At 71.4% G+C, this 8,986-nt stretch carries 5 protein-coding genes; all 5 read right to left on the reverse strand.

Translation table 11 applies throughout. The features are described 5' to 3' along the window. Positions 1 to 260: 260 nt before the first annotated feature. Complete coding sequence (locus tag PMI01_RS11775; protein WP_007668452.1) at positions 261 to 977, reverse strand: DUF6445 family protein; 717 nt, start codon at positions 975 to 977, stop codon at positions 261 to 263. After that, a complete protein-coding gene (locus PMI01_RS11780; RefSeq protein ID WP_007668453.1) occupies positions 974 to 2,566 on the reverse strand; it encodes a tryptophan halogenase family protein in 1,593 nt (530 codons plus the stop codon). Before PMI01_RS11780 ends, PMI01_RS11775 begins: the two co-directional genes overlap by 4 nt. Before the next feature lie 14 nt (positions 2,567 to 2,580). Then, on the reverse strand, positions 2,581 to 4,359 hold the full coding sequence (gene nagE / locus PMI01_RS11785) for an N-acetylglucosamine-specific PTS transporter subunit IIBC (protein WP_007668455.1): 1,779 nt from the start codon (positions 4,357 to 4,359) through the stop codon (positions 2,581 to 2,583). A gap of 3 nt (positions 4,360 to 4,362) precedes the next feature. Continuing rightward, entirely contained in the window at positions 4,363 to 6,888 is a 2,526-nt protein-coding gene (gene ptsP, locus PMI01_RS11790; protein WP_007668457.1) for a phosphoenolpyruvate--protein phosphotransferase, read from the reverse strand. 26 nt (positions 6,889 to 6,914) lie between these two features. Beyond that, a partial coding sequence (locus PMI01_RS11795) for a family 20 glycosylhydrolase (protein ID WP_007668459.1) occupies positions 6,915 to 8,986 on the reverse strand: 2,072 nt, incomplete at its 5' end.

The raw sequence follows: 8,986 nt of genomic DNA on the forward strand, positions 1-8,986 counted from the left end.
CGGCCATCAGGACCAGGCCGAGGCCGCCGGTGACGACGCCGCGCCGCGACACGTCCTCCGTTTCGCTGATGGGCGTTTCGCTGGACGGCGATCCGCTGGAAGAAGTGGTCATGGGCCCGTCTCTCGGCTGTCGGTCGGCCCGGCTGGTTTGGCGGGCCCCGAGGGACGCTAGGCGTTTCCCCGACCGGGCGATTGGACGCGATTGCCGTGACTTGCATTTTCTTCGCTCCGACCTTGCGTGGACGGCGCGGGGCGTGGGGTCAGGGCGGCCCGAAGCGAAAGAAGGTGTTGGCCGTCAGCCGGCCCAGGCGCGGGTCCAGGCTCAGCGGCCGATCGGGCAGCACGCCGGCGTGCAGCAGGTTGCTGGCATAGACGATCACCCGATTGAAGACCGGCGTGACGGCGGCGGTCTGTTCGAACAGATCGCCGGATCCGACGATGTAGCCGCCCGGGCCGTCCTTGCCCGCGATCTCGTCGCGCAGGGCGGCGAAATAGGCCGGGCCGCGATCGGGGTCGATCGCCTCGAACCCCGTGGCGCGGTGGCGATAGAAGGCCGTGCCGCCGTGCTCGGGGCCGCACAGGTAATGCAGGATCGCCAGCTGGCTGGGCTGCGTGGTGTCGATGTGCGGCAGGCGCTGGGCCAGGTTGGCGGCCTGGGCCGGCAGGGTGGCCATGGACAGCGCGCTGGTGACGTGGGCCTGGCCGTCGATCGGCGCGCCGAACAGTTGGGCCAAGTGCGGCCGCAGGGCCTTGATCAGCGCCCGGACATAGCCGCCGGGGGCGGGGGCGCGCACGCCGGGATAGAAGTTGGCGGCCGATCTGACGGGGGCGAGGACGGCGGTGTCGGCGGCGAAGTCGACCAGGCCCTCAGCGCCGGTCAGCAGGCCGTCGATCAGCAGCACCGGATGCCGCTCGGCGCCGACCCGCAGGACCTCGACACGCGGGTCCGGGGCGGCGTCGAAGGCCGGCTCGCTCACCGGCGCAGGCTTTCGGCGGCCTCGGCCATGGCGGCGTCCGGGACCTTGGTGCTGAAGCCGTGGGCGTAGACCTGGGTCAGCAAGGCGCGATGGTCGGGCAGGCCGGCGGCGGCGCGGACCCCGGCCTCCCGCACGCGCGCGAAGTCGGCCCGGGCCAGTTCGCCGTGGACGTGGGCGGCGGGATCGACCTGGGTCTCGAAGCCCATGCCGTACAGGATGAACTGGTAATTGAAGTACTTGAACGACTCGTGGAGGTTGGGGAAATCGAAGACGTTCGGCGGCCGGTGCCGCCACATCGCCAGGTGGTCGCGCAGGGTTTCCGGGATCGACACCGGATCGGCGTTGTCGGTCCAGAAGCTGTTGTCGGTGCGCTGGCTGAGACAGTAGTGCAGCTTGATGAAGTCGATGGCCCGCAGGTAGCGGTCGGTCATCGCCGTGTTGAACTGCCGGGCCGCCGCCTCCATGCCACCCCGGCGCGGCAGGTTGCGGGCCAGCATGTAGGCGGCGGCCTCGATCAGCACGATGCCGGTGGATTCCAGCGGTTCCAGGAAGCCGCCCGACAGGCCCACGGCGACGCAGTTCTTGACCCAGTGCCGATCGCGGTGGCCGACCTTCAGCTTCAGCAGGCGCGGCGTCAGCCCCTCGCCGGCCTTGCCGACATAGCCACGCAGGATCTGCTCGGCCCGATCGTCCGTGGTGTGACGACTGGAATAGACATAGCCCGTGCCCCGGCGCTCGGGCAGGCCGATGTCCCAGGTCCAGCCGGCTTCGTGGGCGGTGGAGATGGTGGTGGTGGCGACGGGCGCGTCGGGCCGGTCGTAGGGGACCTGCAGGGCCAGGGCCCGATCGACGAACAGCACGTCGCTCTTGTCGATCCAGCTGGACCCCATGGCGTCGCCGATCAGGGCGCCGGCGAACCCGGTGCAGTCGACATAGAGGTCGGCGGTCAGGTCGCCGTGCTCGCGGGTGGTGACCGAGGCGATCGACCCGTCGTCGGTCCTGTTGACGCTCAGCACGTTGCCCAGCAGGTGCTTGACGCCCGTGGCCTTGCCGACGTCGCGCAGCAGGCCGGCCAGCTTCCCCGCGTCGAAATGGTAGGCGTAGGCCATCGGCCCGCCGTACTGCGGGTCGTCGACGCGCTTGGGCCCGCGCATCGCGTCGCAGACCTTGTCCTGCAGGGTGACGGCGTCGGAGAACGGGACATTGCCCGCCTCGCCCATCAGCCAGTAGGGCGCCAGGTCCAGGCCGCCGTTCAGCAGCCGGGGCTGGGCGAAGGGGTGGTAGTAATGGCCGTGAACGCCGTCCCGGGGCGCGGTCTTCCAGTCGACGAACCGGATGCCCTGCTTGAAGGCCGCCCCGGCCTCGCGCATGAACCGCGCCTCATCGACGCCGATCGTCCGCATGGTGTTCTGGATGGTCGGGAAGGTGCCCTCGCCCACCCCGATGATGCCGATCTCGCTGGACTCGATCAGGGTGATGCGCACCCCGTCCGGCCGCATCGAGCCCAGGCGGCGGGCGAGGTACGCGGCCGTCATCCAGCCGGCCGTGCCGCCGCCGACGATCAGGATGTCATTGATCGGCTGAGTCACCCCCGCCCCTCCCTTCAGCCCGGCAGCAGGCAGCGCACGGCCTCGCCGATGCGTTCGGCGTCGGCGCCCAGCACCACATGCACGACGCGGTCGCCCAGACGGACCACGCCGCGCGCGCCCAGCGCCGTCAGCGCCGTGTCATCGATCCCGTCGTTGTCGCGGACCAGCAGGCGCAGGCGGCTGGAGCAGCTGCTGACCGTCTCGACATTGCCCGCCCCGCCCAGGGCGGCGACCAGGGCCTGGGCGCGATCGTCATCGGCGGCGGTGGGCAGGGCGGCGGCCTTGGTCGTCGCTACCGCCGGCTTGGGCGCCGGCTTGGACGCCGGCTGGGCGACCGCAGCGCCGCCCCCCAGGGCTCCGGCGGCGGCGCGAATCTCGCCGGCCACCTGGTCGGCGATCGGGCCCAGCACCACCTGCAGGGCCTTGTCCGAAGGCTTGACCACGCCGCGCGCGCCCAGGGCCTTGAGGGCCGGTTCGCTGACCCCGGCCTGCTCGACGACGATCAGGCGCAGGCGGGTGGTGCAGGCGTCGATCGAGACCAGGTTCCCGGCCCCGCCCAGGGCGGCGAGGAAATCGGCGCCGCGGCCGCCGCCGGTGGTCACGTCGGCCACCGCGACGTCGTCCTCGGCTTCGCGGCCCGGGGTCTTGAGGTCGAACTTGAGGATGAAGAACCGGAACAGGCCGTAATAGACGCCGGCATAGGCCAGGCCGAGCGGGACCAGCCACAGCGGGTGGGTGGCCTTGCCGAAGTTCAGCACATAGTCGAACAGCCCGGCCGAGAAGGTGAAGCCCAGCTTGATGTCCAGGAGGTTCATCAGCGCCATGGCCACGCCCGTCAGCACCGCGTGCACCACGTAGAGCAGCGGGGCCAGGAACATGAAGCTGAACTCGATCGGCTCGGTGACCCCGGTCAGGAACGAGGTCAGGGCCAGCGAGGTCAGCATGCCGCCGACCGCCTTTTTCTTCTCCGGCCGAGCCGTGTGGTACATGGCCAGGCAGGCGGCGGGCAGGCCGAACATCATCACCGGGAAGAACCCGCTCATGAAGCCGCCGGCGCTGGGGTCGTCGGCGAAGAACCGCCGCAGGTCGCCCGTGGCGCCGTGATAGTCGCCGATCACGAACCAGGCGATGTTGTTGAGGATGTGGTGCAGGCCGGTGACGATCAGGATCCGGTTGAGGAACCCGTAGACCAGCAGGCCCAGCTCGCCTGACCCGACGATGGCCCGGCTGGCGCCGTCGACGGCGCCGTTGATGCCGTCATAGCCCAGCCCGATCAGCACCGCGATGCCCAGGCCGGCGAAGCCGCTGATGATCGGCACGAAGCGCCGGCCGCTGAAGAAGGCCAGGTATTCGGGCAGCTTGAAGGTCGAGAAGCGGTTGTAGAACACCCCGCCGATCAGGCCGGAGGCGATGCCGATCGGCACGCTGAGCTTGGCCAGGGCCTTGGCCTTGTAGGCCGCGCCGGCCAGGTCGGCATGGGCCTTGATCAGGCCTGCCGTGACCTCCGGCGGCACGTGCAGCAGAGCCTTGGCGCCCTCGGTGGCGATCAGGAAACAGACCACCCCGGCCAGGCCGGCCGCGCCGTTGTTCTCCTTGGCGAAGCCGACCGCCACGCCGATGGCGAACAGCAGGCCCAGGTTGGAGAAGATCGCGTCGCCGGCCGCGGCCACGAAGGCGATGTTCAGCAGGTCGGGCTGGCCCAGCCTCAGCAGCAACCCGGCCACCGGCAGGACGGCGATCGGCAGCATCAGGGCGCGGCCCAGGGGCTGGAGGAATTCGAGCGGGGACTTCATCGCTTAGGCTCCCGCCTTCAGGATTTGGGCCTGGAAGGCTTTGCAGAGTTGGCGCACGGCCTCGGGCGAGGTCTGGTCCAGGGCCTGGCGGGCCAGGGCCTGGCAGGCCTCGACGTTCAGGGTGCGGACCAGGGCCTTGACCTCGGGCACCGTGGCGGCCGTGGCGGAAAGCTCGGTGACGCCCAGCCCGACCAGCACCGGCACGGCGGCGAGGTCGGAGGCCAGGCCGCCGCACACCCCGACCCAGCGATGGTGCCTGGCGGCGCCGGCGCAGGTCTGGGCGATCATCCGCAGCACGGCGGGGTGCAGGGCGTCGATGCGGGCCGCCAGCTCGGGATTGCCCCGGTCCATGGCCAGCACGTACTGGGTCAGGTCGTTGGTGCCCACCGACAGGAAGTCGGCCTCGGCGGCCAAGAGGTCGGCGGTAACGGCGGCGGCCGGGGTCTCGATCATCACCCCCAGTTCGATCCGCTCGGTGACGCCCATCTCGCGCTTGGCCTCCTCGAGCACGGCGCGGACGGCGCGCAGTTCGTCGAGGCTGGCGATCATCGGGACCATGATCTTGCACTGACCCAGCGGCTTGACCCGCAGGATGGCCCGCAACTGGGTCTTCAGCAGGTGCGGCCGCCACAGGCTGACGCGCACGCCGCGCAGGCCCAGGGCCGGGTTCTCCTCGGCCGGGATCGGCAGGTAGGGCGCGGCCTTGTCGCCGCCGACGTCCAGGGTGCGGATGATCAGCGGACGGCCGTCCAGGGCCGAAGCGATCGCCTGGTACTGGCGGGCCTGCTCGTCCTCGTCGGGCGGAGTCTCGCGCTCCAGGAACAGGAACTCGGTGCGCAGCAGTCCGCTGCCTTCCGCGCCGTTGGCGGCGGCGGCCAGGGCGTCGTTCAGCGAGCCGACATTGCCGAACACCTCGATGCGCACGCCGTCGGCGGTGCGGCTTTCCTGGTGGGCGGCGGCCTTGGCGGCGGCCTTGCGTTCGTGGCGGGCGGCGATGGCGGTCTGGGCGGCGGCCAGGGCGGCGGCGTCGGGACCGATCCGCAAGCTTCCGGCCTCGGCGTCGAGGATCAGCCCCGTGCCCTCGGCCACGTCGAGCACGCCGGGACCGGCGGCGACCAGCGCCGGGATGCCCATGGCCGCGGCCAGGATCGCCACGTGCGAGGTCGGACCGCCCTTGGCGGTGCAGAAGCCCGCCACCTGGCCGGCCTCGACACCCATCAGTTGCGAGGGCAGCAGTTCGTCGGCCAGCAGGATGGCGCCGGGCGGCAGGACCCGGGCCTCGTCTTCTTCACCCGTCAGGGCGCGCAGCACCTGGCGCTCCAGGTCGATCAGGTCGTCCACCCGCTCGGCCAGGCGGCGGTCGCCCAGGCCGCGCAGGGCCTCGACATAGCCGCCGACCGCGCGGCGCCAGGCGAAGCCCGCGCCCTTGCCGTCGGCGATCAGCCGGTGGGCGGCGGCGGCCAGTTCGGGGTCTTCCAGGAAGGCCAGGTGGGCGCCGAGGATCGCCTTGCGGGCGGTGTCACCCTTGCCGGCGGCCTTCTCGATGCGGGCACGGACATGGGCCAGCGCGCCCTCGAGGGCGGCCCGCTCGTTGGCCGCGCCGGTCCCGGCCTCGACGACGACGATGTCGCTGGAGACGAAGCGCACCGCCTGGCCGATGGTCAAGCCCGGCGCGGCCATCACGCCGCGCAGCAGGCCCGGCTCGCTGGGCATGTTCGCACGGACGGCCTCGACCATGGTAGCGGGAGCGGCGGTCGCCGGCAGGTCGGCGCTCTCGCCCATGCCGCCTTCGATCAGCTCGACGACGGCGATGACCGCATATTCGGCGTCGGGGCCGCTGGCCACCACGCTGACGCGGTCGCCGTGGCGGATGGCCAGGGACATCACCCCCACCGGGCTCTTGGCGCTGGCCCGGCGGTTGACGGCGACCAGGGCCACCTCGGCGGCGAACTTGCGGGCGGTCTCGGCGATGCGGGCGGCGGGCCGGGCGTGGATGCCGTGGGCCAGCGGCACGACCACCTCGCGAACGACCTCGCCCTCGGCGACCGGCGACACGGCCGCCGCGCCGCCAGCCGGGGCCAGCTCCATCAGGAAGTCGCCGACCGAGACCACGTGGTCCTGCTCGCGGCGGACGATCTGGAAGGCGTCGGGATTGGTGATGACGATCGGGGTGATCAGGCTGCGGGCCCGCAAGGACAGCAGGTCGAGGTCGAAGCTGATCAGCTTGTCGCCCGACTTCACCGCCTGGCCGTCCTGGACGTGGGCCTCGAAGCCCTCGCCGCCCAGGCCGACGGTCTCCAGGCCGACATGCATCAGGATCTCGGCGCCGTTGTCGGCCCGCAGGGTGATGGCGTGGCGCGTGCCGTGCACCGAGATGACCCGCGCGTCGCAGGGGGCGTGCAGGGTCGAGCCCAGCGGATCGATGGCCAGGCCGTCGCCCAGCATGCGCTCGGCGAACACCGCGTCGGGCGTCTCGTCGAGCGGGGCGATCCAGCCCTTGAGCGGCGAGGACAGTACGAAATTGGACACGGACGCTTCCCTGCTTCCTTGAAACTCTAGTTTTTGCCGCTCTTGCCGGCGGCCGTCAGCGTCACCTGGTCGAGCACCAGCGTCGGCTCGACGCTGCGCGCTGTAAAGGTCAGACACAGGTCATGTCGGCCAGCGCGGGCGGGCAGCACGCCCGACACCGTGCCCAGGCCCGGTCCGCGCGCGGCGGCGCCCAAGGGAATGGCGGCGATGACCTCGCCCGCGCAGCCGTCCAGGCGCACGTCCAGTTCGCCGGCCGGCGTGGCTGGGGCTCGCAAGGGGATCTTGGCCTTGTCGGCGCCGATCTGGAAATTGAACGGAACCTGGCCGATGCGGGCGGTCAGCTTCAGGGCCGACGACAGGTCGGCGCCCTTCCAGACCCAGCATGGGTTCATCAGGTCGACCGCGAACACCGCCCGCTGACCGTTCACCGGCGCGTCGTCTTCCAGCGACAGGTTGATGCCGTTGCCGCACACCTCCAGCTGGTGGCTGCTGCGGGTGTTGGCGGCCAGCAGGCTGACGGGATAGTCGCGGACCCGGCCGAAACCCTGGCCGTCGAGGAAGGTCCGAGCACGGATCGTCTTGCCCGGCGCGACGTCCAGCGGCGCGTCGTAGAGCGGCGAGGCCGTCGTCGGGACGGCGCCGTCGGCGGTGTAGCGGATCTCGCCCAGGCCCAGGCCCGAGGCCAGGGCCACCGAGACCTTGCCGCCTTCGGCCGGGGTCAGGGTCGCCTGGGGCTCGTACGGCACGGTGTCGTGGGCGACGCCCAGGGCGTCCAGCCGCGCCATCTCGGCCGGCAGCCGGGCGGTGAAGCTGTTCCAGTCGTGCCGGGCGGCGGGCGTCCAGCCGTTCTCGGCCACGGCGACCAGGCGCGGGAAGGTCATCTTCTGCAGGCGCTCGTCGGTGCGCATGTGCTCGGTGAAGGCGGTGGCCTGCAGGCCCAGGATGTGGGCGCGCTGGGCCTCGGTCAGGGCGGCGGGCGCGGCGTCGAAGTCGTAGACGTCCTTGAGGCTGATGATCTTCAGCCGGCCGGGCGGCTCGTCGGCCGAGGCGCTCTGGCGGCGGTCCATATAGAGCGTGCTGTCGGGGGCCAGGACGGCGTCGTGGCCCTGCGAGGCGGCCGCGACCGCGCCGTCGATCCCCCGCCAGGACATCACCGTGGCGTTGGGAGCCAGGCCCCCTTCGAGGATCTCGTCCCAGCCGATCATCCGCCGGCCGCGCGCGTTGATATGCTTCTCGGCGCGCTGGATGAACCAGCTCTGCAAGCCGTGCTCGTCCTTGACGCCCAGCTGCGCGATCCTGGCCTGGATGGCCGGGCTGGCCTTCCACTGGTCCTTGACCGCCTCGTCGCCGCCGACATGGATGTACTGCGATGGGAACAGGTCCATGACCTCGTCGAGCACGTCGTTGAGGAAGGCGAAGGTCTGGTCGTCGGTGTTGTAGAGGTAGGGGAACACCCCCCAGTCGCCCATGTTCTGGCGCGGCGGGGTCTTGGTCATGCCGTACTGCGGATAGGCGACCAGCGGGGCCAGGGCGTGGCCCGGCATCTCGATTTCGGGAACGACGGTGATCCCACGCGCGGCGGCGTAGGCGACGAGGTCGCGCACCTGGTCCTGGGTGTAGAAGCCGCCGTAGCGGATGGCCTTGCCGGTCTTGGGATCGCGGCCCGCCGCGCCGGCCGGGACGCGCCAGGCGCCTTCCGAGGTCAGCTTCGGGTACTTCTTGATCTCCAGCCGCCAGCCCTGGTCGTCGACCAGATGCCAGTGCAGGACGTTGAGCTTGTGGGCGGCCATGGCGTCGAGGATCGCCTTGATCGTCTCCACCTTCTGGAAGTGGCGGGCGCTGTCGAGCATGAAGCCGCGCCAGACGAAGCGCGGAGCGTCGTCGATGCTGACGGCGGGCAGTTGGGCGGGGCCCTTGGCGGCGTCCTGCACGGCCAGTTGCCAGACGCTGATCGCGCCGTAGAACAGCCCGGCGCGCTTGGCGGCGGTGACGGTGACACCGCTCGGGGCGACGTCGAGGGCATAGGCCTCGGGGCTGCCGGCCGCCTCCCCCCGCGCCAGAACGATGGCGGCCTCGCCGGCGGGCGGCGGGCCTTCCA

The sequence above is a fragment of the Caulobacter sp. AP07 genome, assembly GCF_000281955.1.
Classification (GTDB): domain Bacteria; phylum Pseudomonadota; class Alphaproteobacteria; order Caulobacterales; family Caulobacteraceae; genus Caulobacter.

What these genes read in the sequence shown, in the direction of transcription:
- nagE (WP_007668455.1), bottom strand. Translation starts at nt 4,359, where the DNA reads ATGAAGTCCCCGCTCGAATTCCTCCAGCCCCTGGGCCGCGCCCTGATG.